We start from the raw sequence: 26,827 nt of genomic DNA, 5'->3' as shown, positions 1-26,827 counted from the left end.
GAAGCTTGTGCCCGGGGACGGCACGGTCACCGGATTTGGCGTGGGGCGGCGGGACCGTCATGGTCTGCCCTCCAGGGGCGATGAGGGGTCGTGTCGCTCATTGTAGTTGCAACCGTGCCGATCGGGGTACCCCGCAAAAACGACCGCCATGCGCGCGTGCGCGACTGCGAAGCCCATCGCGGTGATGTTCGTGCGCGTCGCAGCGGGGTACTAGGGTGGGGGGACGCCCCGTGGCGCCCGAAATGACGGGTTCGTCGCTGTCTTTCGGCGACTTGGAAGCGCCGCGGGCAGTCGACGGTTGGACGGAGGAGCAGATGATCACGCGATTGGCCGAATCCCTCGGATACCAGGTGCTCGACGTGCGGGACGGCGACGGCACCCTCTCCGTGGGCGGCCACGACGGCGCCAGCGCCCTTCGCGTCGGCTGGCGGCCGCTCATAGTCGAGGGCTACACCGGCTCCGGCTCGATCGACCGCTTCGCGATCCGCACCCGCGACGCGGCCTTCCGAGAATCCCTCCGCGACCTGCGCGGCCAGCTGCGCTACGCCGACCGCGACACCGACCCGGTCGAGCTCGCGCGCCCGATCCTCCGGCTGCTGCAGCCCGGCCACTACGGGGTCCGCATCTGGCGGGACGCGAACGTCCACGTCGAACCGTTCGGCGACAACGGCACCGCCTGGTGGTACCCGTACGAGCCCATCGGCACCGAGGGCACCGCCGTCATCCCCACTGACGCGTGGCCGCCCCGCGACGAGGCGACCCTCGCCGGCTACGTGGACGCCATCGAGGACGGCGACCGCCCGCTCGCGGTCCTCCTCCGCTCGGAGCCGCCCGGCGACGAGCAGGACTGCGCGTCGTTCCTCATCGACGGCCACCACAAGCTGGCCGCATACCGCCGCACCGGGATCGCCCCGCATTTCCTCGACATCGCCCGCCTCGCCGACCGCAAGCCCTGCGAGCCCGGCGACCTCCGCGACGTCATCGCGGGCGACGAGAAGCTCGAGCAGTCCGCCGCGAACCTGATGCGCTACCTGGAGGACCGCCACCGCTGACGCGCCGGGCTACCCGCGCGCGAGGTGGGCGCGCAGGCTCGCGGTGCAGTCGCGCAGCTCCGGGTCGGCGCCGGTCGCGGCGTCGAGATCGGCGGGCGCGCACGCGGTCTCGTCGGAGATCCTGGCGATGTCGAGGCAGTGCGGCGGCACGCCCAGGCGCTGGTAGGCCGCGAGTTTGTGGTGGCCGTCGACGACGAACGCGACGGCGTCGTCCTCGTCCTCGGGCGGGCCCGCGCGGAGGGTCACGACGAGGGGTCGCTCGCCGCGCCCGATCATGCGGCGGTAGTCGGCCACGGCGGCGGCGTCCGGCGGCGGCCACTGGTCGGTCGGCAGGAGCACGGCGCCGAGGTCCGGGGTGGTGACGCCGATGTACCAGCTCTTGAACCGGTTGGGCTGCAACGCCTCTACGTAGTACGTGCCCGGCACCCAGCGGCGGATGCCGTAGCGGCCCGGCGAGAGCAGGCTCCACAGCGCCCGCGTCATCTCGCTCGCCGAGGCCCGCACGGGATCGCGGAGCGCGACCCGCAGCCGCCGTATCTTCCGGCGCACCCACGGGTCGCCCGAGAGCACGGCCAGGCGGTCGGCCGTCCCCGAGCCCGTGTAGCCCTCGACGAGCCACGGCTTGCCGCCGATCCGCAGCGCGCTCGCACCGTCCCGGCCCGCGACGTGGAGCACGCCCGTGCCGGACTCGTTCTCCTCGATCCGGTATTCCTCCGAAGGTTCGTCCAGATAGGAGAGATAGGTGCGGCTGGCGGTGTCGGCCTCGATCACCACGCACACCGGGTCGCGTTCGAGCGCACGGTAAGCGGCGAGCTTGTGGTGCCCGTCCAGCAGGTAGTACGCCTCCGACTCCGGGTGGGTGACCAGGATGAGCGCCGGCTGCGCCCGCTCGTCGACCATCCGCTGCCGGTACGCGGCGACGGCTGTCTTGTCAGGGGGCGGCCAGTGGTGCGTCGGGATGACGGTGTGCCCGAAGAAGGGGAGGTCGCTGTCGGCGTACCAAGTGGACTGCTTCCCGGGTTTCACCGCCCGCACGTGGACGTTCGGGATCGTGCCGAGCCCGATCCCGTACCGGCCGGGCGCGAGCAGATCCAGCAGCGGGCGCAGCGGCCCGGTCGGGTCGTCTCCGGGTTCGACGTGGCGCACCCACTGGCGCAGCACGTCCCACTCCTCCGGCTCCACCCACGCCTCGGGCCGGTGCAGCGGATCGTCATCGGGTTGCGGCGCAAGGCGACTCGCGAGCCACATGATGGAGCCGCCGCCGTCGTGCTCGTCGCGGGCGATCGGGTCGCCCGCGAGTTTCAGCGTGACTCGGTCAGGGGCGGCGTCGAAGTCGACGACGCCGAGCCCGTCGGTGACGGTGACACGGCGGTCGGGGACCGGGAAACCGAACGGCACGGTCGGCTCAGCCCAAGACCAGTTGCGGCGCATAGGCGATGGCGATGAAGCGAATCGAGCGGCCGACGAGGCACGCGGCGACGAACAGCGGCAGATTGATCCGGGTCCCCGCGGCGTAGATGCTCGTGGCCATCAGCGGCGGGAAACCCGTCGTGGCGCTGAGGAGCAGGATCGGGACGGCCAGCGAGGGCCGGTCGAGGAGGGTGAGGAGCCGCCGCCCGGTCGCGACGACGGGCGCGAACGGACCGCGGCGGCTTTCGCGCACAGTGGCGGCGGCAGCGGTGTCCGTCCGAGCTTCCCCGGTCTCCGCCGAGTCGATGTGCGCGGCGGACGAACTGAGGCGGGCTTCGCACTCGGCGGCCGCAGCGGCAGTCCGGACCTCCCCGGCCGCAGCCTCCGCGCCGGTGCGTGCGGCGGACGGATTCGGCCCGGTGCTGTCGCCGACCACCGCCTGACCGGTTGCGGCCCTTGCGCAGCGGTCGGCTCGCCGATGCTCGCGCCGCCGTTTGGCGGCCTCGATCCATCCACGCAACCGGGCCGAGCGGATCGCTCCGCGCGCGCCGAGGAACAGCGTCGTCTTGCCGATCGTCTGGCCAACCGCGGCTGCGACGCCGAGCGCGATCGGGCTGTAGCCGGTGGCGGCGGCCAGCGCCACCAGGTACGGCTCGACCGGAGTGATCGGGAAGAACGCCGACACGAAAGCCGTGAGTGCCGCCGAGACGCAAGCGGGGATCACGGCCGCGCCCCTCGCCCGAAGCGGGATCGAGCGGCCGCCGCGCGGCCGCCGACGACCTGCGTTTCGGCCGCGCACTCGGCCGCGTCCGCGCTCCCGCCGAAGACCCGCATGTAGGTCAGACGCTCTCCCGCGCTTGCGGAGTCGCCGCCGAAGGCCCGCGCGGCGCAGGCTGCGGCGCTGCCGTCTGCGGTCCTGGCGGTTGGGGCGGGGGTGGCGGTTTGCTCGATCATTCCAAGTTCGGGTTCGCTCGCGGGAGTGTGGCTCGGCGCACTGGGAGCGACTGTAGTGCACCGATGCGGGCGCCGAAACCCCCGCCGCGTCGGCGGGCGCGGCTAAGCGCTCGTTCCCCACCGCCCCATCGGGACGCCGCCCTCGCGGTCGATCGCCTTGAACAGGGCCTTGGCGTCCCAGTCGCTCGGCGCCTGGCCCTCGGCGGCAAGCAGGTAATCGGTCATGAACGAGCGCAACGGCTTGCCGGACAAGCGGTCCGGACGATCGGGCGTGAACGAGGGGTCCGCGTGGATCGCCAGCAGCAGCATGCCGTTGACCCGGCGCGAGACACCGCCGATGCCGGGCTGGAAGTACGGCAGGTCGAGCACCCGCGCGCCGGCGGACTCGTAGAAGCCCAGGCGGCGGCGCGGGTCGCCGTAGGCTTCGTGCACCATGCGCGCGTCAGGGGATTCGATCTCGGCGACGATCAGGCACGGGTCGTAGCGTTCCCGCCAGACGTCCACCGCGTCCTGCAGCAGCCGCCCGCCGAGGCCGTGCCCGCGCGTGCCCGGGCCCACGGCCAGATTGACCAGCATTTGCACCCGCGACGCTTCCCACCAGCGCCCGAACGCGGCACCGGCCGGTTTGCCCGATTCGTCGACGGCCACGAGCAGGCTCCCCAGCCCGGCCTCCAGCGTCTCGGCGACGCTCGATTCGCTCTCGATCTCCTCGGGAGGAAACGCCGGCGCCAGCACCTCCCGGTACACCTGCGCGAGCAGCCCGCCCGGCCGCGTCTGCTCCACGATCCGGTACTTCATCCCGAGTCCCCCTCACCGAGAGCCCCAGTATTCCAAGGAACGGCAGTTCAGGAGGCCACTCACGCAGACTGTCGGCGCCCGCGCAACCGACGCAGGAGCATCACCGGTGCCCTGGCGATCCGCAGCGCGGTCGCCCGCACGCCGTAGTAGGAGACCCAACGGCGCAGCACGTAGACGACCGCCCAGACCGCCACGACCGCCGTCACCGCGCTCCAGCCGAGCGGCGTCCACAGGCCCGCGGCCTGCCAGATGCTGATCGCGGCGCACACGCTGAGCGCCGAGACCGCCGCGGTGAGGGAGTCGCGGATGCGCTGCTGCCGGTCGCCCTCCCACCGCTGGAGGGTCGCCTCGGACTGGTCGGCCATCACCTCGCCCAGCCCGGCCTCGAACGTCTCGAGCTGCTCGTCCACGCCGCTGACGTCGAGGAGCCGCCGCAGCGCGGCCGCGTTCGACGGGGAGCGCAGCAGCGAGCGCGAGTGCAGCAGCGAGATCACCTGCCGGGTCTCGCTCTCGAAGCCGAGCATGCGGGTGCGGGAGGCCTTGATCGCTTCGAGTTGCGCGGACCGGTCGGCGCCGGGCGTGTTGTAAGCGGCTATGGACTCCGTGACGCTGGCCCGGTACGTGTCGAGCTGGTGGTTCCAGGCGGCGAGCGTGCCGTTGAGGCAGGCGGTGAACTCGGCGACGGCCTCCAGGTCGCCGGAGATGAAGTTCGGGGCGTCGAGCGCGGCGATCACGGTGGTGTTCTCGGTGGAGATCAGCAGGTCGCCCTGGTTGCGCTGGTTCCAGATCTGCCGGCTGTGGTCGTCGGCGAGCCGCACCCAGTCCCACAGCGACTCCTTCGCGTCCGGCGCGGCGTGCAGGAGCACGGAGGAGCCGACGAGCGTGAGCAGGCGGCGGCCGTCCTGCACCATTTCGCTGCCGCCGTTGCCCACGTGCGGACCGTACTCGTGCTTGCGCTCGCTCGCCCGCAGTACTCGTACCAGCACATGAGATCGTCCTCTATGGATATCAACGGGCGGGAGGTGGCTGCGCCGCTTCCGTTCGGTCTCCTCGTCCGGCGCGAGCTGGGCGGGCAGCTGCTTGAGCAGGAGGTCGCGGGCGAAACGCGCCAAGCGGTCCCAGGTCCGGTCCGAGTCGCCGCAGCGCACCTCGATGGCGCCATGCTCGCGCGCGGCCCGGAACATCGCGGCGTGCAGTTCACCGGGGTACACGTCGGTGAGGGTCCGTTCGAGGCGCAGGCAGTGCACGCCCATGGGGGAGAAGCGGACCGACGCGGCAAGCTCCTCAGTGGTCTCGTCGTCGACGTGCAGCCGCACCTTCGGCAGCGACATCTCCATGCCGTCGAACCGCTTGTCGTTCTCGAGGCGCGGCTCCCAGATGTCGGCGTGGTAGGTGAAGTGGTCGTGGATCGCGGTGGGGCGCACCAGGTCCGAGTCCGACCGCCGCTCGAACGACTGCCGCAGCCGGGCCGTGATCCCCTCGTAGTCCAGGCCGGTCACCCCGAACGGGAACAGATACACGATCCGGCCCTCGTCGACCCGCATCCACCGCCGCGAGTCCTTGAACGGCGCGCGGCCCAGGACCGCCAGCAGACGCTCCAGGGCCTGCCGGTGGGCGTTGAGCTTGCTCAGCTCGACCGAGGAGAACTGCCATTCGTTCGCCAAGCGCTGCAGGTCTTTGCGCATCTCGTACTTCGGCGCCTGACCGCCGGACGCGACGACCAGCGCCTCGTTCGCGCGGCGCAGCACCGAGTGGTACTCGTTGCGGATGCACACCTCGTCCCGCACGTACCCGCTGACAGGATCGGTGAGCCCTTCGGTCTCCTCCAGGATCTCGGCGTACTCCTTCAGGAGCCCCTGCAGCGCCGCCTCATAGCGCGGCCGCGACCCGGTCTTGAGCCGGTCCTCGAGCAGGATCTCGGCCCGCACGAGACCGCACAGGCGCAGCGCCAGCTCCACCGGCTCGTCAGGCTCGGCATCGAGCCTCCACAGCTCCCGCACCGTCTCGGCGAACCGGATCATGCACCTCGTGAGCAGGTCCACCCGGTACGTGTGGTTCCAAGCCCGCACCGAACTGTGGTGCACCCACAGGCACAGCAGCGCCCGGTCGAATCCGTGCCGCGTCCGCGCCGCCTGCGCCGCGAACTCCGCCCCGGCCAGCGCCAGGTACGTCTCCTCGAACTCGGGCCCGCCCTCGGCCCCGATCTCGGACTGGAGCCCGTTCCACACGAAGCAGTCCCGCACCGCCCGCGTGTCCACACCGCACTCCTCGCGCAACCGCGCCTCGATGCGCAGGTGCACGTCCGCGGCCCTGGCCTCCATCGGCTCATCGAACGCGTCACCGACCGACCCTTTGCGCGCCACCGGCACCGCGACGCCGGTCTCCGACTCTGAGGGGCTGCTCATCGGCCCAGGGTAGGGCGACCGTGCCTGCTGGGCAGGCCGCCGCCGCTGCCGCACTGCGGGCGTGGCGGACGGTGCGATCGAGCCGGAGGTGAACGCAAATCCGGGGGGCCTGCTATCGCAAGGGCCGCAATGAGACCGACCTTTTGACGCCCTCGGCTGCAATGGGGCCCGGGGGCGCCGCTGTTCGCCGCGCCCGACCGAACCGCCGCTACTCGCAGCCGACCCCGTCGCCGTCCCGGTCCAGGTGGCTCGCATAACCGGGCTCACCAGCGTAGATCGGGTCAGCCCCCGCAGCGCGGGCGGCATCGCAGTTCTCGTAGTACACAGACTCCTCCTCCTCGGCCTCCGTCGTCGGGTCCGGCTCCTCGGCCGTCGGCTCCGGTTCGGGATCCGGGTCGCCGTCGCCCGACCCGCCATCGCCGTTTCCATCGCCGTCTTCCTCACCGGTCGACGCGGCTTCCTCAGCGCTGGTGGACGACTCGGCCGACACGGTCAGCTCCGGCTCGCTCGACACCGCCTCCGAGACAGTTGGCGTCGGGCTCGGCGTCTCGACACTCGCCGCTGAGGCGGTCTCGCTGCCGCCCCTGCCGGGATCCTCGGCATCGTCCGGGTCGCTCGCGAAGAAGCCGATCCCGCAGCACAACGCCACCACCGCGCCGATAGACCCGACGAGCGCGACCGTCCTGCCCGCGCTCTGCACGTACTTTCCCGCGCCCTTGCCGTTCTGGCCGTTCAGGATCACGCTGCCGGACTTCCCCGCGAAGCCCCATTCCACGATCCAGGCGGGCACGAGCACCAGCCTGCACTTGACTGCGACATCCCCGGTGTCCGAGCCGCTGACATGCGCGACGTCGCCGCCGATGTCCCGCTTGATGTCCTTGACGACCTGCTTCCCCCGCGCCTCGTGCGCCCTGGCCAAAGCCGCCTCGGGCTCGACCGAATACCGCAAGGCCTGGTGGCCGGTGAGCAGACCGGCCTCGAACGGCAACGCCGATTCGAACTCCCAGCCCTTCTGCACCTCGCCGATCCGCTGCTCGGTGATCCCGTCGATCACCTCCAAGGGTACGAACGCCGGGAGGCTGAACGCCTCGCGCCCGTGCTCCACCTGACCACTGACCTCGGACCAGTCGGTCTCTTTGACCTTGTAATGGCCCTTCCGCGGGCTGTACCGCATCCGGGTGACGCGGTGCCCGCGACGACCGTGATAGTTCGAGTACAAGTTCGTCCACCCGACCCAGTAAGGCAGGTACACCGAGCGCTTCTCGGAGACCTGCACTTCACGTTTGAAGTCGCCGCGCGCGAGCAGCTGCTCCTTCGCCCAGGCGCGGAACGCGACGTCTACATCAGACTCGCTGATCCCGAACGGGACCACCCCGTGCGGACCGATCAGCTCGGTCTCGCTCGGATCGACGGCGAACGGTGCATCGCAGAAGGTGCACCGGTCCGCGAGATGCAGTGTCCGCAGCTCGGTTCCGCAAACGCCGCAGCGCACTCGGTGCGGCTCGATACTCGCGGCGGGCTTGTGAGCGGGCAGCCGCATCACTCGCGCCGGGTCCGGATGCCAGCGTCGCCCGGACGCCGAGGAATTGCTGTTCAAGGGGGTTCCTTGTCGAAGGAGAGGGGCCTACCGGCGTGATAGGCCATGACTACACGTCGTAGGACCCGGCCCGGTTGCCGCCGCTCACCCGTACGTGCCGACGTGTGACGGACCGGGCCCCCGGGGCACGCCAGGCGGCCCCCGGGGCACGCCAGGCGGCCCCAGGGGATCCGGTCGGCGGGCGTCCGACCGCGCTCGGCATCGAGGGCGAATAGAGCTGTACCTGACTTGTCCAAAGTGCTAGGCTTGGGAACATGAGTTGAACGCGTTCAGGTTCATTCTCGGCTGTTCTGAAACCAGGACAAGAGACGTGGCCGCCACCCTCAAGCGGCACCACCGCCGCAGAGCCCCGCTCGCCGTCTACGCCCCCCTGGCCCTCACGGAACGGCCAGCACTCCAACGCTACCGAGGAAACGACAGCATCAAGACCACAGCACAACGCCACCCCAGCGAAACTCCCGCGCAGTACCCACCCCTCCCCTACCAGTACCCGCGCCCCCACGACCCGCGCCGCAAGGCGCGTTTGGTCCGCCTCTGGCTCCACTTGGTCGCGAGCCTGGTCGTGTGGCCCGCGATATTCGGCACGGTCGTCATCGCGACCTTCGTAGGCGTCGTAGTCGTCTACAACGAGTTTGCCGGCCCGCTCTTCTGGCCCCTCGCCTGAATCATTACGGCGATCGCTTACAGCCTGGTCGCGGGCATTCCGCTGGCGATCTGCGGACGCAGTCGGCGCTGGTACCTCCGGCTGATTCCGGCCGTCACCGCGGCGGTTCCCTTCGCCTGGCTCGGCATCCTGTTCGGCATCGGAACGATCCCCGTGACAGCGACCGGCCTCCTCTGGCTGATGCCATCGGTGGCGACGGTCGCCCTTTCGATCTGGCTCCAGACCGCCCCCTGGTGGGGGCCCAGATGCGACGTTCGCCGAGAATGAGGGTTCGCGATCGGGCTTCTGGTTGAGCTCGGTGGGCCCGGTCCAATAGGGTGTGGTCATGGGTAGGTTGTTCCGGCGTGTCGTTCGCAGTGCTCGCGGTCCGCGCCGTGCTAGCCGCGGATCCACCGTCCGCAGCGCGGACGGCAAGCAGTACCGCGTTGTCGCGGTCAACGATGCCGAGACAGCTGAGTTCGCCGACCCCCCAAGGAAGTGGGGACGAGTCGGCGCCATGGCCGGAGCCTGGGCCGTCGCCCTGATGTTGGGAGCCTGGGTAGCCCCAGGATTCGCGGCCAGTGGCAACCCCGAGAACCAAGATCCTCGTGACGAAGCCGCCTCCAGTGCAAAGCAGGCGGCAAATCGCTATCTGCGGTGGGGATCAGACTTGGATCTGGATCGAGCCGAGGCCGCACTTTGCGACGATGCTTCGCCTGAGGTGACCCCTTCAGATCTGGACGCCATCCGTCAGTCGTACGACGATGAGATGGGCGGCATCACCCGAATTGATCTTACGACCGGCGAACCGGTGGCTGGGACGGATGGGACGACCGTTGCAGCGACGGTTTCCTATGTCTCCGACGCCAGACCAAGCTACGAAGATTTCGTTGTCACAGTTCAGGAGAGAGACGGGGGCTATTGCGTTTCGAACGCAGTGCGTGTCGAGAGCGAAGAACCCAGCTCTGATGACAGCACCGGCGAGGCTGTCGATCCCAAAGCTCTGGCTACCGATTTCATGCGGGCGACAGTGGTCGACCGCGAGCCTACAACGGCTGCCGCTCTCCAGTGTGACTCCTACGCAAGCACAACGCCTCAGGAAATCGATGCGGCTATCACGGAATGGGCTGCAACAAACGGTGAGACCACAGCCTTCCTTGCCGCGGTCAACCCTGCGGAATCCTCAGAGACGTCCGTCACGACATACGATGTCGAGATCACGCTTGACGCCGGTCTCAATCAGGAATCGTTCGTCTTTGCCGTTGGCGTGCAGGATGATTGCGTAGCTTCGCTCACGGGTGGAGATGGATTGATCTGAATGTCTAGTGAACAGAATCCACTTAAGACTTCACGACACGCCGCAACTGGCGGTTGACAATCGCGCGATGTTCGCTGACCATTTGGTCAGCGCGCCTCTGCCGCACCATCGAATTACTCGGTTGTGCGAAGGCGCGTAGCTAACTGAACATGGCAGTGAAAGATCCTGCCGCCCGGTGGCTCCGTCGCCAAACAAGATCCACCGGGCGGCCCCTAAACCAGAGGAGCAAGCTCCCTTGGCAACTACGACCATACTCGATTTCGGGCTGCCCGCAAACAGCCATTCCGGGGTGAATCAAAACCGCCGTCCGGGTGTTCCCACGTTCTTTGAGCAGGTGGTTTATGCCGCTGTCGATCCGAATGCTCCGGGCGCATTTCGCTACGACCCCGAGCCCTCCGATCCCACGCTCCCCGAATCAGACCCCCGTTTCCCGCGCTATGAACCGCCGCATCTGCGGCACCGGCCCGGCGAAACGTGGATCATCGACCGCGAGCGCCCGCACGTTCCTCTCGACCCCGGCTCTTTCGGATCGCCGGAGTGGCGTCCCGACACCCGTACCGGCAGGCACCGTCGAGGAGAGCTGCCCGATCCGCCGCGCCGGACCGAGCCGAACCAGCCTCGATCCGAGCGCGGCATCCGACCGACACCCGGCCCCACCTCCGAAGGGGCCGATGAGCGTCGCCCGTCGCCCGGTCAAGGCGGCAGCGAACCGCCTGAGCCGCCGGAGCGTCCGCGACGACGCTTCTGGGAGGACGACCACGAGGACCGCTACGACTTCGGCAAGCTCCGCGAGGATGCCTGGACGCGGTTCATCGCCGGTTCCCAAGAGCTGCACCAAGCGCACCTGATCGCCACGACCACCTTCGGCGACCGCTGGATGCGATTCTGGGTGACGCTGCGCGCCCTGCTCTTCCGCGTGCTCGGCATCGCTTCGGCGGAAGACAAGGCTGCGATCGAAGGTCCGACAGTCCCTCTCCGCACCATGGCCGTGCAGGCCCAAAACCCAGCTCGACCGCTGTTCGCCGGAACGCCTTTCCAAGGGCCGCACCGGACCAACCCGATCAGCCCGTACCTGGGCAACTGGGAACGACATTTCGATGAGCGCCAGGCCCTCCGAGAGGCGGTGGCACTGTGAACACCAGTACCTCTCGTATCGATGCGGCCCAGCGCAAGGTGGCCGCTGAGGAGCGCGACGGCCTCCATTTCGCGGCGGTGATCGGCGGACGGCGGCTCTACTTCCAAGCCTTTCCTGCCCAAGCTCGCTTTCGCATCACGATGGCCCGGGCCTGGGAGCAGCGGACCGAAGCGCTCGGCTCGGTGATCCGGCTCGGCACCGCTAAACCGTGCCTGCGCGTCTGCGCCCCATTGGAAGTCGAGTGGGCGGAAAAGCACGCCGAGAGAATCATCGCCGAGGCTGTGTCGGTATGGAAGTCCATCTCGCGCGGCTGCGAAGCTTGAGCGGGAAACCAGAGGCAGGTCGGCGCACCGCGGTGGGGCAGTGCGCCGACCCTTTCATTATCCAAGTTTCGTTAGTCCTGATTACCTCGGTCCGTGCGGTTCAACAAGTCCAGGACCTCGATCTCGAATAGAAACAGCTTGGTCGAATGTCCCCGCAAGCCCCCGGCAGCAGGGGTCGGTCACCTCAGGCACCGTCGTTCGAATTCTCCTCCATCTCGACAGTTTCTCCGCCTTCCTGGAAGTAGGGAGGGCACTCGGTATCGGAGGCCTCGTCGAGATACCGCTCGATTTCCGCGACCCTGGAATCAAGGTAGGACCCTCGATAGACGGCCGGGGGGAAGTCCTCTCGCTGCGGCACCTCCAGCAGCACCCGATCACCGGCTCGGAGATCGCTTTGCGGATCAGACAGTCCAGGATCCAGTACATCGAGCTTCACCGTGGCCTGCGATGCAGCAGGCTTGAGCGGAACCTCGACTGCGAAGGTCACGACGATTCGGTCAGCGACATCGGAGGGCGCCGTCGAGACAACCTCCCCGACCGCAATGAACTCGGAACAGGCAATGTTCTCGGCTTCGCTCAAACTCTGAACAAACGGCTGCCGCTCATCCCCACCGAAATCAGCCGTGAAGAGAATGAGCGCACCAAAGGTGACCAGCACAGCCCCGAGTAGCAGCCCGGCGATCACACCACCGGAGAGCCGTTTACGAGGCGCCGTGCCGGCCTCTTTCCCGATCAGGTTCACCGCCCTCCGCAGGTCCTCGTCTTCCGGTTCGGGTTCCTTCTCCGTCATCGGATTTCCTCCACTTTCATTCGGCTCCGCAGCGCGGCCACGGCCGAGTTCAGTCGGCTCTTCACCGTGCCTTCCGGGATTTCCAGCACTAGAGCAATGTCCCTGACCGGCAGATCGACATAGAAGCGCAAGGCCACCACCTGCCGCTGGAGATCGGTCAGAAGCTCCAGCCGCTCCGCTACCGCCAGCGCGAGGTCTCGGTCCTCCTGCGGATGCTCGGGCGGCCTTGCAGTCCATCTTGCTGCAAGTCGTTCACGCAGTCCGATGTCGCGCTTCCTGGAGCGGTGCCAGTCCGCCGCCACCCTCGAAGCGATGACCGAGGCCCAGGCTCCAGGGCTCCGGATCGTCTCGAGAGCCGGCTTCGACCTCGACTGGAGCAGTTTGAGGCGGACCTCCTGGAGTGCGTCATCCAGGTCGTCCCAGGGCACGCCGCCCAGCGCGAGGACTGCCCGGACCCGCTCCACCTCCTGCTGGTCGGTGAGGAGCGAAGCGCCTCGCTGAGCTTTGGTGCTGCGCTGTCGCGGCATGGCGGCTTCCTCCCCACTGTCGATATCTATGACGCGCGAACGAGGCGGAACGTTCGGAGCCCGTCGGGATTTCCTCCGGCAGTTCCGTATTTAGGGCGCCCGAAGACCGCAATCTCCGGCCGCCCGATTCGAAGCGTCTTCCTTGCGGCTCAAGCACAGTCGGACGTCGTCGAGAAGGTGTCCACCGCGACTTCGGGCGCGGCGGCCGGAACGGCTGATTCGAGCTCGGCGACCAGCGCGTCGGCGCTCTGCCCCGCAACCTGCTCCTCCAGGCCGCCGACGGTCACGTCCTCCTCGGCCGCAGCGCCGAACTGCTGTGGGCTCTGGATCTCACCTTCGAGTTCGCCGTTGCCGAGCGCGGCGTCGTCGTAGGGAATCTCGGAGCCCTCACCGAGACCGCGCCACTGCGCGGGCTCGGATTCCCCGTCCTCGCAACGCTCGGGTTCCCATCGGATCGCCATGACGTAGCTGTGGCCGACCTCGACTCGCGGACGCTCGTGCAGGGCCATCTCGTACGGCTCGGCGGTGTTGCCCTCCGTGAACTGCGCGCCGATCGCGGAGTAATCCCACGTATCCGGTGGGGCGACGGGTGCACCCTCGCGCGACCAGAGAATCTCGCTGATCTCCAGCGTCACAATGCGGCCGATGAGGCCCTCGCCGCGATCGAGCTCGATCTGCGTCGGCGGGACGGATATCTCCGACACCGCGTTGACCACGACAACATGATCGGCATAGGTGACCCAGTCGGCGGCGGTCTCACTCGGCAGATGGTCGACGCCTTCGACCATGACGACTTCGGGCAAGGGCTGCGAAGGCGAGAGCGGCTCAGGAGTGTCGATACCTGCGATTGCGAGGCCGATGACTCCTGCGGTGGTCAGTACCGTCACGATGGAGACGATCAGGGGTAGTCGCTTCATTGTCGTCTCCTCAGTACGTGTTGTTGATGTTCTCGATGTTGTTGTCGCCGAGCGAGGTGTTGGTGCCGACCGGGGTCACCATGCAGCCGAGTCGTGAATCGGTGTTGCTCTTGATCGGCGATGAGACGCTGCCGTGGACCAACCCGACCGCGTGACCGGTCTCGTGGCAGGCGAGGCCGCGGGAGTAGTAGCCGGCTCCTCGGATGCGAACGAACTGCTGGTCGCACTCGTCCAAGTTCGACGCGTTGTTGCACCAGGTCATGCCGTCGACGCTGGAGGGAATGTCGGCGGAGCCCTCCTGGTAGATGATGTCGGTCTCGGCGCTCCCAGAGAACGAGGGCGTGGAATCGTACGAGACGCTCAGATCGGTGGGGTTGTAGTCGTTGGACATCGTCGCTCGAACGTCGTCCTTGTCTGGTGTCTCGAGTTCGAAGTCGCCACCGCTGTCCATGTAGTAGGTGAGGGTGGCGTTGTCGGTGCGGCAGGTGGCTTGGCGGGCGTTGGGTTCTTCCGAGATGCAGCCGCCGTTGGCGTACTGGGTCGGATACATGTTGTCCGTGTAAGCGGCCCAGGCGATCCCGGCGGAAGCCGTCAGGACGACGAGCACCACGGTGCAAATGCCGACGATTCTGGCTGCGGTCTTGTCTGCAAAGGCAGTGAGCAATGAATCCTCCTGTCTATTCGAGGACTCGGGACACGCCGAAAGTCCAGGAGACGGGAGATTCGGAGTGCGTGCCGAGGAGTGTGCATGGTCGAGTCCCGACTTGAAGTAACAAGGCAGCCGGGCGGTGTCGAGGGATGAGCGATCGGGAGATGTCGGAGGGATCGTATTGTGCTGGAGGGATTTCCGGTGCTGCAGTCACCAGCCACAGGCGATTGAGCGAATTGGATTGACGCAACGTTAACGGGTCTGAATGCGCTGTCAATCACGATCTGTTCTGGATTGACAGCAGCAAGCGGCGCGCCGGGCGGGTCGGCGCACCGCGCGTGGGGGCGGCAATGCCACCACCCGGGCGCCGCCTGAACGGCAACGCCATCAGTCCAGTGGGGCGCCCATCTGGTTCATGAAGTCGACCGGGTCCACCGCGCCCGCAGGGCTGCGGTCGGCGTTGAGGTGCGTCTCGAAGTGCAGGTGCGGGCCGCTCGACCGGCCCGAAGAGCCGACATAGCCGAGGAGCTGACCGGCCTGGACCACGTCACCCTCCTTCACCAGCGGAGCGTCTCCCATGTGGCAGTACCGGGTAAGGTAGTCGCCGGCGTGCACGATGTTGACGTACCAGCCGCACCCGGCCACTTCCGGAGAACCGTCCTGGTTGCAGGAGTACGGCGCACCGTACAGGCTCGCGTTGCACTCGGAGGTGATCACGGTTCCCGCCGCTGCGGCGACGATCGGGGCGTCGCGCGGAGCGCCGATGTCGACCCCGTTGTGGGTCGGGCGCTCTGAAGTACGGAAACCCGAGTTGAGCGGCCCCTCAACTGGAATCATCCAACCTGAGGCGGAGAGTTCTCCTGATGGATTGCAGTTGCCGAGCTGGGTGTCGACAGCGGCCACGCGACCACCGCCGCCGGTCAGCGTGTTGACGATCTCCGTGGCCTTCGGCTCGTGCTTGGCGTACGCATCGGGGAAGGCGGAAATCTGGACTCGTTGGGCCGCCACGGTGAGCGGGAGCGTCTCCCAGTTGTCGATGGTCTGGAGCTTCTCGTAGAACTTCGTCGAGGAGTAGACCGGATCGGTAACCTGTTCCGGTGTGCCCCAACCGGATGAGGGCCGCTGCTGGAACAGACCGAGGGAGTCGTGGTCGTTCTGGTCGCCGAGGTGGCCGAGGTTCGTCAGCCGGGATTCCTGCATCGCGGTCGCGACGGCGATGATCCAGCCTCGGGCCGGAATCTCGAGGTCCTGCCCGACCGAGATGATGATCGCGGCGTTCTTGATCTGCTCGGAGCTGTACGGGTCGATGGCGGGGAACTCGGCGTTCGGGTCGACTGTGGAGTTCGTACCGCAACCCGCGAGGGTCACGCTGCCGTCTTCGCCGTTCGACTGCTCAGAGAGCAGTTGCACGACCGAGAAGACCGCGCCGAGGCAGCACACGCTGAGCACCGTGAGCGTCCACATGAGGGGTCGGAGCTTCTTGGGGATCCTCGGGGGCTTGGGATCTGCGGAGCGTTCTTTCGTAGTGGTCTCGTCTTCGCCACTCGAGTTCACAAAAGACGCGCTCATGACTGCTCCCAGTCGATCGCCGAGACGAGCCAGCCGGTCCCGGTCAGGTTGTTGGAGCCCTCAGTCATGGTGAGCGTCAGCGTGCCCGTATCCATCGGGATGCCGACCTTCGCGCCCTCGGGGACAGGGTCACCGGTGATCGCCGTGGCGGGTACCGAGATGGGGTCGACACCCTGCAACAGCTCGGCCTGCTCGTCGGTGATGAAGGGAAGGAGCGAGTCGTACCAGCTGTCGGCATTGTGCCCGTTCGGGTTGAGCCAGACCTCGGCGAATTCGACCGAGCGGTCCACCGCTTCCTGCGGGAGTTCCACGTCGGGATAGCAGTCGTCGCCTTCGCAGTTCTCGGTCGCGAGGCCGTCGTCTTCGGTGAAAGCTTCTGAACTCGCTTCAGAGGTCGAGCTGCCACTGTTGGAAACGCCGCCGTCGAGTGGCGTCTGCTGGCGTTCCGTGGCCAGTGCGATCACCCCGAGTACGAGTACCAGGATGATGACGACGATCCCATAGCGGGAGAAGATGATCCGGAGGGCTCGGTTCATCGGTCACTCTTTTCTCGAAGGCCGGTAGACCTCTCCACCGCCGGAGCCGCCGCCCCCGCCAGACGCACTCGTCGCGCTGGGGCCGCCGGTGCCGGCCGGTTGGTCGGCTCCCGTCTTCTGCTCGGGCAGGGTGTCAGTGCCGCGCGGAGTGCGGACGCTGTCGGCAACCTCTTCCGGTCGCGCGTCGTCGCGGCGCCGCGAGACCCGTTCTCGCTCGCGTTCGGCTTCCCGTTCGGCCTCGCCTGTGCGTCTGCCGAGGAAGGAGTCGGCCACGCCGCCGCCTGCAGCGAGCCCGGCGATGCGTCGCCCGGGCCTTAGGAGCAGCCAGGCGGCGATACCCAATAGTCCAATAAGGACGACCTGTAGCCAGACGGGCATGGTGGTGCCCAGGATGCGGCTCGAAGCCCAGATGTAGATCACTGCGGCGAGCGAGAAGATAGCGACGTTGATGATCGCCCCGAGCACCGTGTTGACCAGGCGTTTGAATGGGCCGCCAGCCGGCCGAAGGAGCGCGATCGTGCCGATGATCGGCAAGGCGACGATCGCGAAGCGAACGATCATGAAGCCGAGGATGATCAGAATCGATGCCGTGAGATCGAAGAGCGAGAAGAAGATCGCGGTCAGGAGGGCGAGGAATCCGGTGCCGGTACGCTCCCAGGCGCGCTGGCCGCTGATGTTCGCGTACGCCTCAGGGTCTTCCGTCTGAATCTGGGCGACCAGGTTTCGCCAGATCTCCTGCTTCTCCTCGATGAGGTCGTTTCGGGTGCCAGGATCGTCGGCTTCGGCGTCTTCCTGCCATGAGAACGCCTGAGCTGCAAAGAGAGCAGGGCCGTACTTATATGCAGCGTTGGAATCGGTGACGACCGGGTTGCCCTCGGCGTCTTCCACGACCTCGCCGTCGCGCTCCTGGAAGGTGACCTCTTCGCTCTGGCCGAGCATCGTCCGCAGCCAGTTCTGGTAAAGCACCTGACCGGAGACTGTGTCGGAGGCGACCACGGCGGCTGATCGAGTGTCGATGCAGAAGTCTTCGCCGTTGAGCTCCTTGAGCTCGTCATAGCGGTCTTGGGTCATGCCGTCTTCGCGGATGCAGCCCTGGACCTTGTCATCGTTGATGAGCACGGTGCTGAGGTTCATGCCGATGGTCAGTGCCTGGTCGGTGTACTCGGCGGCCTTGACAGGCCAGCGCACTACGGCGGTGACGAGCACGAGGATGAGTACGGCCCAGGCCACGGTCGTGACCGCGTTGTTCATGTCGGCTTGCCGAGATCGCCAAAGCAGGTAGATACCGATAACGCCGATGGTGACGGCGCCGAACACGGTGAAGATCTGGCGGTACAGGATCTCTGTGCCCTGCTCCATGAAGTCATTGGACCAGCCCCACATGTTGTCGGGCTCCCACGCGGCCTGGCGCATCGAGTTCGCGGCGCCGACAGTGGCGACCGACAGGTTGAATTCCATGTTCGCCAAAGCGTTCGCGGTGTCTGCGCCGTTGGGGATCGTGACCGCGTCCATGCAGCCGCCGCCGATGGCCATCTCCTGCGAGCCGTACATCGGGAGTTGGTACCCGGCGTAGCCGTAGGCGCTGTAAGTACCGATGCCCTCGCTCTTGTCGAGTCTGCTCGGCTCGGCGAACCAACCCGCCATGCCGGAGTCGGGCGAGGCCGGTTGAGGTGCGGCCTCGCACTGGAGTTCTTGTCCCCTGGGCAGTTCGTCGATGCACTGGGACCAGTAGGTGTGCCACTCGTAATCGGTGCACCCCTCCGCATCGCCTTGCGCTCCAGCCATTCCCGGTGTGAAGACCAGGGCGCCGACTGCCGCCGCCAGGGCGAGCAGCACGCGGCCGAGTCGTCCGGCCGCGCGTTTCGCGAGGCTGGATGGTCGGTGTGCGGATGTGGGAGGGGCAAGGTCGTGATCGGCGGAGGGGTCGGTCACTTTGCCTCCCCGGGCGTGGTGTTCAGGTACTCGAGCAGATTGCGGACCCAGCTGAAGTCGGCGCGGATGCGTTGGACGCGTCCGTCGACGTCGCGCATCACGAACTCGCGGTAGGGGAGCTTCTGGGTCTCCGCAGCGTCCACTTCGGAGAGCGAGGCGAGGACGCTCTCGTAGCCGACGCCCGTGGGTACGCGCAGCAGCTTCAGCGCTTCCTCGGCCACCTCGCGGTCCTCGGCGATGCGGCCGACGAAGACCGTGGAGACCAGGTTCTGCACGTCGAGCCCGAGGATGTCCTTCGGGTTCTGGCTCGCCACCAGCGCCGCGAGGTTCCATTTGCGGGAGTCGCGGGCCAGGCGCACTAGGAACGAGCGGCCGGACTTCCAGCCCTCCATGAAGTGCGCCTCGTCGAGGCCGACGAGCTTGCGGCGGTGCATGTCCCCGCCGTAGGCGCGGCGCACGGCCAGGCGGTGCGCGGTGTGCAGCATCGGCAGGGCCAGGGCCTCTTCAGCGCTCCAGTACTCGCGCTCGATGCCGAGGTCGGGCAGGCGCAGGCCGGACATGGTGATGACGGTGAGCGCGGTGTCGTCCTCGAGCACGCCCTTGTCGGGGCTGCCGAAGAACAGCTTCGCGAGCGGCATCTCCGCGGTGTCGAGCAGGAGCGCGGCGAGTTCGGCGCCGTCGCCGGTGACGTGGTCCTCGGCGTCCTGGAGGGACTCGACGATGTCCTCGATCGTCGAGTCCTCTTCGGCCGGCACGTGCCGGGCCGCGTGGCGCAGGAGCCGGGCCGTGCTCGCCTCGCGCTGGATCTGCGGCGGCAGGAGCATCGCGCAGATGTCCTGGACGAGCATGCGCCTTTCGCTGCGGGCGTTGGAGATCGCGATGTCGTACTCGCGCTGGCCGTCGGGGGAGTCCTCGTAGTGCTCGCGCTTCGGGGAGGGGATGAGCGCGTACGGCGCGAGCGTCCCGTACTCCGAGCCGGTGAGGTTGAGGACCCGCGAGAACGGCTTGAGCTCGGGCATCTCGCACAGCCGTGCGAGCGGGCCCGAAGGGTCGAGGAGCGTGACCTGGACGCCGCGGCGGGCCGCGAGGTAGCCGATCGCTCCCATGAGCGTGGACTTGCCGCCGCCGGGTTCGGCGACGAAGACCGAGAGGCCCGACTTCTCGCGGACCTCGGTGGCGAAGTGCATGTCGAGGAAGACCGGGCGGCGGCAGGTGCCCGCGGTGCGGCCGATGAGGTCGCCCCGCTGGTCGCCCACTGTGGACGCCGCCTGCGGCAGGGCCGCGGCGAAGAGCTTCACCGGCATGCGGCGCACGTACCCGGTCTGCGCGACCGGCTCGCCCGGGATGAACTCGCGGGCCAGCCAGTCCTGGTTCTTCGGGTGCTGGAGGCTGATGCGCATGTCCCGCTGGTACATCTGCATCAGCGTGCGGGCGCGCTCCAGGCACTCTTCCTTCGTGTCGGCGGTGACCGCGATGCGGTGCCAGCCGTGGGCGCGCGCGGCGTCGATGGGCAGGCCCGTGGTCATCTCGTCGCCCACGCCGAGGGCGCGTTCGGCGAGGCGCTGGAGCTCCGGCGGTGCGTCCATCGCGTGCTCGTCGTAGTCGCGCTGCTGGGAGCGGATGAGGCGCAGGCGGTGGTCGAGGTCGCGGAAGGCCTCGCCGGGGCCGAGGATGTCGATGCGGCTGGAGATCTCGACGGGCCACGGGCAGCGCTCGTGGAAGTGCAGCCACGGCTCGTGGCGCTGGGGGATCTCGAGCTCCTCCATGCGGCCGACGGTGAGGACCGCGGTGTGCTTCTCCTCGCCGGTGAGGCGGTTGACGAGCTTCACCGTTGAGCCGTAGGGGCTGCGGTAGCGCTCGATCGACTCGGTGAGGGCCAGGACGTCGCCGGACTCCCACTCGCCGTTCGAGCCCGAGAGCAGGCGCGGCGGCGACATGCCGAGCGCGACCGAGCGGTAGACGAGCCATTCGAGCTCGGCGGTGGTGGCGCGGCGGGCGCGCACGCCGAAGGAGCCGAGGACTTCGTCGAACTGGAGGCTTCGCTTCTCGATCTTCTCGCGCTCGGAGAGCTTGGTGCCGCGGCCGAACATGCGGCCGACCTTCTCGCCCAGCTGGTCGAGGGTGCCGCGGCGGCTGAAGGTGATGCCGAGGAACGTCTCGCCTTCGGCGTGCGAGAGGGACTGCAGGTGGCGCTGGGCGGCCACGAGGTGGTCGGCCCAGCTGGTGCCGCCGGGGACGGTGCGCAGCGGGCGCGCGGTGTAGCGGTCCACAGTGCGGGCCCACTGGTCGGCCGGGAACGGGCGGGTGGTGCGGCGCAGGTGGACGCGCATGCCAGCAAGGCCGGCGAACTGCTCGGCGATGGCGACGATGAGCGCCTCGCGCTCGAGGTCGGGCCGGAAGGACCAGCGGACCCCGGGCAGCTTGTACCAGGCGGTGACCGAGGCGGGCGTGAACGTGGCGTGCCCGGCGATCTCGGTGAGGCTGAGCTCGCGGAGCGGCTGCTTCTCCTTGTCCCTGGGGAGCGGCTTGACGCGGGTCGGCTTCTGGTCGGTGGTGTCGAGCACCGCGGCCTCGGCGCGGGCCTGCTTGACCGGGACGAGGTCCTGGCCCGGCACCCTTTGTGCACCCTTTTGTTCAGCTGCTGTACGACCTGTGGAAACATTCCCGCGCCGCTGGTCAACAGCCTGTGGATAACTCTGCCCCGGCTGTGGATAACTACCGTTGTGTTGTGGATAACCCTGTGGATTTCCGCTGGTAGGCGCCTGTGGGTAACGCTGTGGATACCCCTGTGGATAACTCCCCTGATTCTGTGGATAACCCTGGGGATAACCCTGTGGACGACTCGCCGACGGCGGTGTCATCGACGCAGGTGGCGACGCGTGTCGGACGGGGTCGACTGGGGAGGGCGTGGCGGCCGGGCTCGGCTGGGTGGGGCTCTGCAGGGGCGGGCTTGCCGTGCGGTGCGCCTGCGCCGGCTCCGCGGTGTGCCCGTTGGCGGGCTCGGCGCTCTGCCGCTTGACGGGCTCCGCCCGGAAGACCGCGTCGGCCAGAGCGGTTGCGTCGTCGCCGAGGTCGCCTGACTGCCGCTCCCGGTCGCGCACGGGCGCGGGCGGCCGGGGTGCGGAGAACTTGGCGACGGGCTGTCGGCGATCCTCGCCGCTCATAAGCGCTCCTCAGTTCGGACAGGGTCCACGAGTGTGGGCCGCAAGCGGATCGAACGGGTCGTGAACGCGGGTATCCGCTTCTCGTCCCCGGCGTCTCGCGTGTGCTTCCAGTCGGTGAGCAGTGTGCGGACCACGGTCGTGGCGGGGCGGTCGGCGTCGACGTAGCGGAAGATCAGCGAAGTGGCCACGAGGGCGAGGGAGATCTCGATGGCGGGGAAGAGGTCCACGTCGCCGGTGAACGCCCAGCGGAGCAGCATGAACAGGGCCAGCAGTGCGGCGAAGGCCCCGTACTGCCCGTAGGGGAGGTGGACGGGGAGGGTGTAGCCGGGAGGGCCGAGGTACAGCAGCCGGGCACGGTAGATGTCGTCATCGGTGCGCAAGCGCATGGGCGTCCTCCGTCCGGCCTTAACTCAGGGCAATTGGGGTGCGTCGCTCTAGTCCTCGGAGCTGAAGAGGACGTCGACCAGACCGCTGCCGACGGCCACCAGGACCACGGCTCCGGCGATGAACGCGATGCCGATGATCGCGATGGTCGAGGAGGTGAGCACGCGGCTGACCTCGCCCTTGTTGGAACGCGCGATGAAGATGAGCCCGAGGATCGCCAGGAGGATCGGGGCGATCTTCGACAGGAAGAACCCGATGATCCCCTGCGTATTGATCTCGGCGCCGGCCTGGGCGTGCGCGGCCACCGTCCAGAGTGTCTCTCTCATCATCGTCAGTCCCATCCTTCCGTCACAGCAGTCACTACAGTCTCACGTAACGCAAACTTCACTCATGTTTCTTGTCTCCCAACCCATCGGGGGTCTGCCCCTCATCATATGCCGCAGTGCTGACAGAACGCACGTTCGCCGGGGCGAAGAGCGACTGCAAGCGTTGCCACGAGACAGTGAACTTGATTCAGCGCCGGAAGGCAATCCGATGGGCGCGATCACTCCGTGTCGGCAATCCGACACTAAACTCAGGGAGGCCGGTGTCCTACGCTCGGAAGCGGCCCGGCGCCGCACAATAGAGCCCGACGACTCAGCACGGTCCGACACAGCTCCATCCAGCCCACACCGCCGGCCACCAGGCCGAGCACCTACCTCGCGGAGACCACCATGGACTACATCGACGACATCGCCGGGCGGCTCACCGCCGCGGCGATCGCCTTCGCCGTCGCCGGTCTCGCCGTCGCCGCCCTCGCCGCCACCGCCCTCGGCGGCGTCCGCGCCTCCGAGAAGTGGCCCTCCGCCCCCGTCCCCCGCCTCGGCCGCCCCGCCGTCATGACCGGCGCCCTCGCCGGCCTCGTCGTCTTCGCCCTAGCAGCGGGTCTGTTCTCCTTGGCGCAGTTCGGCACCGGGCTCAACGCCAACCTGCGCGTCCTCCTCGCCGTCGGCGTCGATCTCGCCGCCCTCGCCCTCGGACTGTGGCTGGTGAGCTACGTTGCGGGGAAGGTCGAAATGCGCACGCTCATCAACGTGCCCGACCAACCGGTGAACCCGCCGCCGATCCCGGTGTCGGGCGACCCGACCCGCTACCAGATGCCGGACTACACGGAGACCCCCATGGAACCCGAGCCGCAGGACTACCCGACCGCGCCCGAACCGCGCCACCCGCAGCAGTACTCGGGCGCGCCCTACGCACCCGACACCGCCGCCACCGGCAGCCTCCCCGGCGCCCGCTCCAAGGTCCCGACCATCCCCACCGACACCCGGCCCGGCTGGGTCTTCCAGGACCGCGGCACCGGCGCCTACTACGCCGCCGTCGCCCAGAGCCGCGGCGGCATCAGCCTCCTCGCCCTCGACGACTTCACCGTCGCCCGCACCGCCTCCCTCGTCGGGCCCCTCGAACTCGTCGGCTCCGTCGAAGCCACCGTGTGGCCCTTGGAGAACGGCGAGAACGGCAGGACTGAAGCCGAAGCCGAGCAGTGACCGCCGCGGCGCTACCGTCGGGGAACCGAATCCCGCAGGAGGCGCCATGTTCGGCCGAGTCCAAGCCCAGTCGCGCGCCATCCGCGGCGCCTCGAACGCGATGCGGGAGTACGCCTCCCGCGCCGCACACCTGCCGATCGACACCACCGGCGCCGAGCGGGCCGTCTCCGGCTTCATGAGCGCCGCGGCCGCCGAACACCTCGCCGACGACATCCGCGCGGACATGGACGAACTCGACGTCCACCTCGTCGACACCGCCGAAGTGCTCGACGACCTCGCCGCGCACTGGGACCACGCCGACGCCGCCACCGCCGCCGACTTCGAGCGGATCGCGGCCTCCCTCCACGGCAGACCCGGCGACTGAACCCGTGCCCACCTTCCAGCAGTGCCTCGACGCCGACCCGCGCCAACTCCGCGCCCTCGGCGAGGCCACCCGCGAAGCCGTCGCCGAAGTACGGCAACTCGGCCTCGACTACGGCCGCACCGTCCTCGAACTCTCCCCGCCCTGGCACGGCGCGGACTACCTCGCGCTCATCGACCGGGCCGAGCAGGTGACCGCCTACCTCAGACGCAGCGACCACGCCTGGAGCGCCTGCGCCCACACTATGGAGACCGGCGGCGACCGCATGGCCCGCGCCGTCGACGCCATGAAGGCGCTCAAACACGACGCCGAACACGCCGGGTACCGGGTGACGCCCGCACCGGCCGTTCGCCTCGGCCCCAACCAGATCGCGCGCCTCACCGCCGGCGGACCGCACCTCCTGCGCGCCTACCTGACCGGGGCCGCCGCGTACGAGCACGCGCTGGCCGCCCTCTACACCGAGGTCGTCGCCGAGGACGCGATCGCGAACGCCGCCGTACGGACCGCCCTCAGCCTCGACGAACCCCAAGGCGACCAGACCCGCCAGGTCGGCCCCGAACGGCGCCACGCACTCGAACGCCGTTACGAGCTCACCTGCGGCGCACTCGAAGCGGCGGGCATCCCGCTGTGGAACCGGCCCGAGAACCGCGACCACGGCGGTGCCCACGTCGAAATGGACACCATCGACGACGGCGGCAGCGGCGTCTTCGCGACCTGGATGATCCCGGGCTACGAGACCGTGCTCGCCGAACCCGAAAGCCTCGCCGAGCGCTTCGAGGAAGCCATGTCCCGCATGCGCACCGCGCTCCTGCGAGCGGGCATCACCGCCGAGGAGACCGACCCCGACGACAACCCGTACACACTGGAGGTCCTCAGCGTCCGCTCCGACCTCACCAGGCCCTGAGCCGGGCCGTCCGGCGGTAGGATCGAGACCGCCCCTGTACCGCATGCGTTTGGAGCGGCCATGAACCCCGATGACCCCAAACCGTTCACGTTCGACGTGTCCGAGGACTACGAGCAGCGGATCGAGGACGCCCGGGCCGTGCTCGAGAAGCTCCCGCGCGACGAGAACTGGGAGAACGCGCAGCGCGTGCTCGCCGACCCGCCCAGCCGCGAAGCCGTCGAAGCCGCGCAGCGCGAAGCCGCCCAGGCCATGGCGATGCTCGCCGAATTCCAGCAGGCCCGCCACACCGGGTACGACCCCGACCAGACCACCAAGGTCGTCATCGACGCCGCCGGGGAACTGCGCGAACTCGAATTCAGCGTCGACGCCGTGCGCCTCGGCAACCACGGCCTCGCCGACGCGATCGGCCTGGCCTGGGCCGACGCCGAAGACGCCCGCGCCGAGAACCAGGGCGCGTACGCCACCCGAGCCGGCGCGACCGGCGGCGGCTCGACACCCGCCGAACAGGTCCTCGCCGACATCGAATCCGCCGTCGCCGCCCGCGAACACGAGCGCTTCGAGGCGAGCACCGAGGACGGGCTGAGCAAACTCGCCGTCAACCTCCGCGGGCGACTCACCGACGTCGTGTTCCTCCAGAACAACGTCCTCAACCTCACCGACCGGCACACCCTCGCCGAACAACTCACCGCCGCCCTGCGCCGAGCGCAATCCGAAGCGGCCGCCGTCGTCGGCGACATCGGCGCCGTCTACTACGCCCGGTTGGGATAACACCCGCGCGCCGGTGAGCTGCCCGAACGGCCCGCGCAGGGGTAGGCTCCACACGAGTTTGTTCGGTATTGTCATGGTGACGTCCACCGAAGTGAGCCGCCACAGTGACCGATCCCGGCCAGATTTTCACCGACATCGATGAATATGTGACGCTGCGCCTCGACGACGACAAGATCATCGTCGCGGTCACGGCCGCCGGATTCCGCCAGCCCCCCAGCACCATCGCCCGCCTCGTCACCGAACTCGCCGCGCAGCTGCCCCGCCCCGGCGCCGAAGCCGACGCGGCCGTCGCCAACGGCATCAAGGCGATCGGCGAACTCCAGCAGGCCACCGCCGCCGGCGGCTACGAGGCCTTCGCCGCCATGATGCGCGGCCGGCTCGGCATCGACGGTTTCACCAGCCCGGTCGGGCCCGGCGGCACCCTCAGCCGCGACCCCGAACACGACCGCGCCCTCGCCGGACACCTCGACGGCGTCCTCAAGACCATGCGCGCCGCCCAATCCGCCCGCGCCAGACCCGACCGCGACAACCTCGACGTCAAGCTCCACAGCGACGAAGGGGACCTCGCCGTCACCTCCAGCGCCGAACGCGCCGTCGCCGCCGTCTGGATCGCCCCGAATGCCCGCCAGCGCGGCCCCGACGGACTCGGCCAGGCCCTCACCGACCTCATCGCCCGCGCCCGCGACGAACTGCGCCGCACCGCCGAGCAGCGCGCCCGCGCCGCACTCCCCGCCGACCTCGCCGACAAGACCGAGCAGGCCCCCGCCGCCGCCGACCGCGCCACCCGCGCCGCGAACGACATGGCGGATCGCATCCAGCAGCTCAGCGACAGCATCCAGCGAAAGGCAGGACCCCGATGACCCGCGTCTTCGACAGCGAATTCCTCCGTCAGCTCGGCGCCGACATCGAGGCCAACGTGGTCCCGATCCTGGAGAGCACCGACCAGTACCTCCAGGTCATGAGCGAGATCGATCGCGGCCTCTACACCACCGTCACCCTCCCCCTGGCCGCCGCCTACTCCATCGCCACCTCCACCGTCGCCGAATCCATGGCCGGAGCCGCCGAATGCTTCCGCGAGGTCAACGCGGCACTTGACGCGTGCGCGCAGGATATGGACGACACCGACGAAGCCTGCGCCACCGCGTTCGGCGCGAACGGATAGGAG

Annotated in this window: 27 protein-coding genes; 11 read left to right on the top strand and 16 right to left on the bottom strand. The window is 68.4% G+C overall.

All coding sequences use genetic code 11. The features are described from left to right. Positions 1 to 314: 314 nt before the first annotated feature. Positions 315 to 1,052, top strand: coding sequence for a hypothetical protein (locus O1R50_RS18965; RefSeq protein ID WP_270111744.1), 738 nt, complete (start codon positions 315 to 317; stop codon positions 1,050 to 1,052). 9 nt (positions 1,053 to 1,061) lie between these two features. On the opposite strand, the gene O1R50_RS18960 is transcribed toward O1R50_RS18965, so the two are convergent. The 6 genes from O1R50_RS18960 to O1R50_RS18935 all read right to left on the bottom strand — a co-directional run bounded on the left by O1R50_RS18960 (position 1,062) and on the right by O1R50_RS18935 (position 8,216). Then, complete coding sequence (locus O1R50_RS18960; protein WP_270111743.1) at positions 1,062 to 2,450, bottom strand: ParB N-terminal domain-containing protein; 1,389 nt, start codon at positions 2,448 to 2,450, stop codon at positions 1,062 to 1,064. 7 nt (positions 2,451 to 2,457) lie between these two features. Then, positions 2,458 to 3,186, bottom strand: a complete 729-nt coding sequence (locus O1R50_RS18955) for a hypothetical protein (protein ID WP_270111742.1) — start codon at positions 3,184 to 3,186, stop codon at positions 2,458 to 2,460. Continuing rightward, positions 3,183 to 3,416 (bottom strand): hypothetical protein, encoded by a 234-nt coding sequence (locus O1R50_RS18950; protein WP_270111741.1) that lies wholly within the window; start codon positions 3,414 to 3,416, stop codon positions 3,183 to 3,185. The genes O1R50_RS18955 and O1R50_RS18950 overlap by 4 nt, the downstream gene beginning before the upstream one ends. Positions 3,417 to 3,518: 102 nt before the next feature. Then, positions 3,519 to 4,214, bottom strand: a complete 696-nt coding sequence (locus tag O1R50_RS18945; protein WP_270111740.1) for a GNAT family N-acetyltransferase — start codon at positions 4,212 to 4,214, stop codon at positions 3,519 to 3,521. A gap of 59 nt (positions 4,215 to 4,273) precedes the next feature. Next, positions 4,274 to 6,619 (bottom strand): hypothetical protein, encoded by a 2,346-nt coding sequence (locus O1R50_RS18940; protein WP_270111739.1) that lies wholly within the window; start codon positions 6,617 to 6,619, stop codon positions 4,274 to 4,276. A 208-nt stretch (positions 6,620 to 6,827) separates the two neighbouring features. Beyond that, complete coding sequence (locus O1R50_RS18935) at positions 6,828 to 8,216, bottom strand: excalibur calcium-binding domain-containing protein (protein WP_270111738.1); 1,389 nt, start codon at positions 8,214 to 8,216, stop codon at positions 6,828 to 6,830. Positions 8,217 to 8,526: 310 nt separating this feature from the next. Between O1R50_RS18935 and O1R50_RS18930 the strand changes: the two genes are divergently transcribed. The 4 genes from O1R50_RS18930 to O1R50_RS18915 all read left to right on the top strand — a co-directional run bounded on the left by O1R50_RS18930 (position 8,527) and on the right by O1R50_RS18915 (position 11,635). Beyond that, on the top strand, positions 8,527 to 8,880 hold the full coding sequence (locus tag O1R50_RS18930; protein ID WP_270111737.1) for a hypothetical protein: 354 nt from the start codon (positions 8,527 to 8,529) through the stop codon (positions 8,878 to 8,880). 496 nt (positions 8,881 to 9,376) lie between these two features. Further along, positions 9,377 to 10,177, top strand: a complete 801-nt coding sequence (locus O1R50_RS18925; protein WP_270111736.1) for a hypothetical protein — start codon at positions 9,377 to 9,379, stop codon at positions 10,175 to 10,177. Positions 10,178 to 10,412: 235 nt separating this feature from the next. Then, on the top strand, positions 10,413 to 11,312 hold the full coding sequence (locus tag O1R50_RS18920) for a hypothetical protein (RefSeq protein ID WP_270111735.1): 900 nt from the start codon (positions 10,413 to 10,415) through the stop codon (positions 11,310 to 11,312). Further along, positions 11,309 to 11,635, top strand: coding sequence for a hypothetical protein (locus O1R50_RS18915; protein ID WP_270111733.1), 327 nt, complete (start codon positions 11,309 to 11,311; stop codon positions 11,633 to 11,635). Before O1R50_RS18920 ends, O1R50_RS18915 begins: the two co-directional genes overlap by 4 nt. 184 nt (positions 11,636 to 11,819) lie before the next feature. Here the strand turns inward: O1R50_RS18915 and O1R50_RS18910 are convergent, their stop codons facing one another. From O1R50_RS18910 to O1R50_RS18865, 10 genes are all read right to left on the bottom strand, one after another. Further along, positions 11,820 to 12,425 (bottom strand): hypothetical protein, encoded by a 606-nt coding sequence (locus tag O1R50_RS18910; protein WP_270111732.1) that lies wholly within the window; start codon positions 12,423 to 12,425, stop codon positions 11,820 to 11,822. After that, positions 12,422 to 12,952 (bottom strand): RNA polymerase sigma factor, encoded by a 531-nt coding sequence (locus O1R50_RS18905; RefSeq protein WP_270111730.1) that lies wholly within the window; start codon positions 12,950 to 12,952, stop codon positions 12,422 to 12,424. Before O1R50_RS18905 ends, O1R50_RS18910 begins: the two co-directional genes overlap by 4 nt. Before the next feature lie 149 nt (positions 12,953 to 13,101). Beyond that, positions 13,102 to 13,869: a hypothetical protein gene (locus O1R50_RS18900; protein WP_270111729.1), complete on the bottom strand. Its 768-nt coding sequence runs from the start codon at positions 13,867 to 13,869 to the stop codon at positions 13,102 to 13,104. Positions 13,870 to 13,879: 10 nt separating this feature from the next. After that, positions 13,880 to 14,533 (bottom strand): hypothetical protein, encoded by a 654-nt coding sequence (locus O1R50_RS18895; RefSeq protein ID WP_270111728.1) that lies wholly within the window; start codon positions 14,531 to 14,533, stop codon positions 13,880 to 13,882. A 372-nt stretch (positions 14,534 to 14,905) separates the two neighbouring features. Continuing rightward, the gene (locus O1R50_RS18890; protein ID WP_456298966.1) at positions 14,906 to 15,982 is read right to left on the bottom strand and encodes a M23 family metallopeptidase; all 1,077 of its coding nucleotides are present in this window, start codon (positions 15,980 to 15,982) and stop codon (positions 14,906 to 14,908) included. Positions 15,983 to 16,083: 101 nt separating this feature from the next. Further along, on the bottom strand, positions 16,084 to 16,623 hold the full coding sequence (locus tag O1R50_RS18885; RefSeq protein WP_270111724.1) for a hypothetical protein: 540 nt from the start codon (positions 16,621 to 16,623) through the stop codon (positions 16,084 to 16,086). A gap of 3 nt (positions 16,624 to 16,626) precedes the next feature. Then, positions 16,627 to 18,156: a hypothetical protein gene (locus O1R50_RS18880; RefSeq protein WP_270111723.1), complete on the bottom strand. Its 1,530-nt coding sequence runs from the start codon at positions 18,154 to 18,156 to the stop codon at positions 16,627 to 16,629. 395 nt (positions 18,157 to 18,551) lie between these two features. After that, the gene (locus O1R50_RS18875; protein WP_408612747.1) at positions 18,552 to 21,719 is read right to left on the bottom strand and encodes an ATP-binding protein; all 3,168 of its coding nucleotides are present in this window, start codon (positions 21,717 to 21,719) and stop codon (positions 18,552 to 18,554) included. Next, positions 21,716 to 22,105, bottom strand: coding sequence for a hypothetical protein (locus O1R50_RS18870; RefSeq protein WP_270111721.1), 390 nt, complete (start codon positions 22,103 to 22,105; stop codon positions 21,716 to 21,718). Before O1R50_RS18870 ends, O1R50_RS18875 begins: the two co-directional genes overlap by 4 nt. A gap of 48 nt (positions 22,106 to 22,153) precedes the next feature. Beyond that, the gene (locus O1R50_RS18865; RefSeq protein ID WP_270111720.1) at positions 22,154 to 22,432 is read right to left on the bottom strand and encodes a hypothetical protein; all 279 of its coding nucleotides are present in this window, start codon (positions 22,430 to 22,432) and stop codon (positions 22,154 to 22,156) included. Between the two features lie 384 nt (positions 22,433 to 22,816). Here O1R50_RS18865 and O1R50_RS18860 point away from each other — a divergent pair, with 384 nt between their 5' ends. The 6 genes from O1R50_RS18860 to O1R50_RS18835 all read left to right on the top strand — a co-directional run bounded on the left by O1R50_RS18860 (position 22,817) and on the right by O1R50_RS18835 (position 26,824). Beyond that, positions 22,817 to 23,629 carry a hypothetical protein gene (locus tag O1R50_RS18860; RefSeq protein WP_270111719.1) on the top strand — a complete coding sequence of 271 codons (813 nt, stop codon included), beginning with the start codon at positions 22,817 to 22,819 and terminating at the stop codon, positions 23,627 to 23,629. A 46-nt stretch (positions 23,630 to 23,675) separates the two neighbouring features. After that, a complete protein-coding gene (locus O1R50_RS18855) occupies positions 23,676 to 23,993 on the top strand; it encodes a hypothetical protein (RefSeq protein ID WP_270111718.1) in 318 nt (105 codons plus the stop codon). Positions 23,994 to 23,997: 4 nt separating this feature from the next. Next, a complete protein-coding gene (locus O1R50_RS18850; RefSeq protein WP_270111717.1) occupies positions 23,998 to 24,894 on the top strand; it encodes a hypothetical protein in 897 nt (298 codons plus the stop codon). Positions 24,895 to 24,954: 60 nt separating this feature from the next. Further along, positions 24,955 to 25,662, top strand: coding sequence for a YbaB/EbfC family nucleoid-associated protein (locus O1R50_RS18845; protein WP_270111716.1), 708 nt, complete (start codon positions 24,955 to 24,957; stop codon positions 25,660 to 25,662). A gap of 104 nt (positions 25,663 to 25,766) precedes the next feature. After that, entirely contained in the window at positions 25,767 to 26,522 is a 756-nt protein-coding gene (locus O1R50_RS18840; protein ID WP_270111715.1) for a hypothetical protein, read from the top strand. Then, positions 26,519 to 26,824 carry a hypothetical protein gene (locus O1R50_RS18835; protein WP_270111714.1) on the top strand — a complete coding sequence of 102 codons (306 nt, stop codon included), beginning with the start codon at positions 26,519 to 26,521 and terminating at the stop codon, positions 26,822 to 26,824. Before O1R50_RS18840 ends, O1R50_RS18835 begins: the two co-directional genes overlap by 4 nt. Positions 26,825 to 26,827: the final 3 nt, after the last annotated feature.

It is taken from the genome of Glycomyces luteolus, from assembly GCF_027622875.1.
In the GTDB taxonomy this organism is placed as follows: domain Bacteria; phylum Actinomycetota; class Actinomycetes; order Mycobacteriales; family Micromonosporaceae; genus Glycomyces; species Glycomyces luteolus.
Note: the sequence above shows the minus strand (reverse complement) of the source record. Positions and strands in the feature narration are given on the sequence as shown.

Excerpts from the sequence above, each read along its gene's own strand:
- O1R50_RS18965 (WP_270111744.1), top strand. The coding sequence starts at position 315 with ATGATCACGCGATTGGCCGAATCCCTCGGATACCAGGTGCTCGACGTG.
- O1R50_RS18950 (WP_270111741.1), bottom strand. The coding sequence starts at position 3,416 with ATGATCGAGCAAACCGCCACCCCCGCCCCAACCGCCAGGACCGCAGAC.
- O1R50_RS18945 (WP_270111740.1), bottom strand. The coding sequence starts at position 4,214 with ATGAAGTACCGGATCGTGGAGCAGACGCGGCCGGGCGGGCTGCTCGCG.
- O1R50_RS18940 (WP_270111739.1), bottom strand. The coding sequence starts at position 6,619 with ATGAGCAGCCCCTCAGAGTCGGAGACCGGCGTCGCGGTGCCGGTGGCG.
- O1R50_RS18925 (WP_270111736.1), top strand. The coding sequence starts at position 9,377 with ATGGCCGGAGCCTGGGCCGTCGCCCTGATGTTGGGAGCCTGGGTAGCC.
- O1R50_RS18910 (WP_270111732.1), bottom strand. The coding sequence starts at position 12,425 with ATGACGGAGAAGGAACCCGAACCGGAAGACGAGGACCTGCGGAGGGCG.
- O1R50_RS18905 (WP_270111730.1), bottom strand. The coding sequence starts at position 12,952 with ATGCCGCGACAGCGCAGCACCAAAGCTCAGCGAGGCGCTTCGCTCCTC.
- O1R50_RS18900 (WP_270111729.1), bottom strand. The coding sequence starts at position 13,869 with ATGAAGCGACTACCCCTGATCGTCTCCATCGTGACGGTACTGACCACC.
- O1R50_RS18890 (WP_456298966.1), bottom strand. The coding sequence starts at position 15,982 with ATGTGGACGCTCACGGTGCTCAGCGTGTGCTGCCTCGGCGCGGTCTTC.
- O1R50_RS18885 (WP_270111724.1), bottom strand. The coding sequence starts at position 16,623 with ATGAACCGAGCCCTCCGGATCATCTTCTCCCGCTATGGGATCGTCGTC.
- O1R50_RS18880 (WP_270111723.1), bottom strand. The coding sequence starts at position 18,156 with ATGGCCATCGGCGGCGGCTGCATGGACGCGGTCACGATCCCCAACGGC.
- O1R50_RS18875 (WP_408612747.1), bottom strand. The coding sequence starts at position 21,719 with ATGAGCGGCGAGGATCGCCGACAGCCCGTCGCCAAGTTCTCCGCACCC.
- O1R50_RS18870 (WP_270111721.1), bottom strand. The coding sequence starts at position 22,105 with ATGCGCTTGCGCACCGATGACGACATCTACCGTGCCCGGCTGCTGTAC.
- O1R50_RS18865 (WP_270111720.1), bottom strand. The coding sequence starts at position 22,432 with ATGATGAGAGAGACACTCTGGACGGTGGCCGCGCACGCCCAGGCCGGC.
- O1R50_RS18860 (WP_270111719.1), top strand. The coding sequence starts at position 22,817 with ATGGACTACATCGACGACATCGCCGGGCGGCTCACCGCCGCGGCGATC.
- O1R50_RS18855 (WP_270111718.1), top strand. The coding sequence starts at position 23,676 with ATGTTCGGCCGAGTCCAAGCCCAGTCGCGCGCCATCCGCGGCGCCTCG.
- O1R50_RS18845 (WP_270111716.1), top strand. The coding sequence starts at position 24,955 with ATGAACCCCGATGACCCCAAACCGTTCACGTTCGACGTGTCCGAGGAC.
- O1R50_RS18835 (WP_270111714.1), top strand. The coding sequence starts at position 26,519 with ATGACCCGCGTCTTCGACAGCGAATTCCTCCGTCAGCTCGGCGCCGAC.